Origin of the sequence: Streptomyces sp. SID12501 (assembly GCF_010550245.1) — a bacterium.
Taxonomy (GTDB): domain Bacteria; phylum Actinomycetota; class Actinomycetes; order Streptomycetales; family Streptomycetaceae; genus Streptomyces.
In genome coordinates this window covers 1-432 of record NZ_JAAGLU010000708.1, presented here as the reverse complement: position 1 = coordinate 432, position 432 = coordinate 1, and the positions used below count along the sequence as shown (strand labels likewise).

At 68.1% G+C, this 432-nt stretch carries 1 pseudogene; it reads right to left on the bottom strand.

The window, feature by feature from the left end:
- Positions 1–432: pseudogene (locus tag G3I71_RS48030) on the bottom strand (LamG domain-containing protein); the annotation flags it as partial.

Here is a 432-nt window from a genome sequence, read left to right as displayed (position 1 = left end):
GTTGCCCGTGTAGTAGCCAGTCTCGTCGGCCGAGATGTCCTTGACGACCGAGTTGGACGGGATGTTGCTGTACGTCTTGGTGACCGCGCCCGTGGTGGCGTTGACGACGGCCAGCGCGTGCGAGTTCGCGTTGTTGACCGAGAAGAAGTCGCCGCCGAGCAGGACGTTCTTGCCGTCGTTGCTGATCTCGATGGCGCGGCCCGGCTCGTCGGCGTTGGCGACGAAGGGCTTCAGCGCACCGGAGGAGGCGTCGACCGCGGCGAACCGCTCGCGGGTCTGGCCCTCGACGGTGTTGAAGTCGCCGCCCGCGTACAGGGTGTCGTCCGTGACGGCGAGCGCGCGCACGGTGGCGGGGAAGCTCGGGTGGAACGATGCCTTGGGGGTGCAGGTCTCGATGTCGATCGCCGCGACGCTGGAGACCGGGGTGCCGTT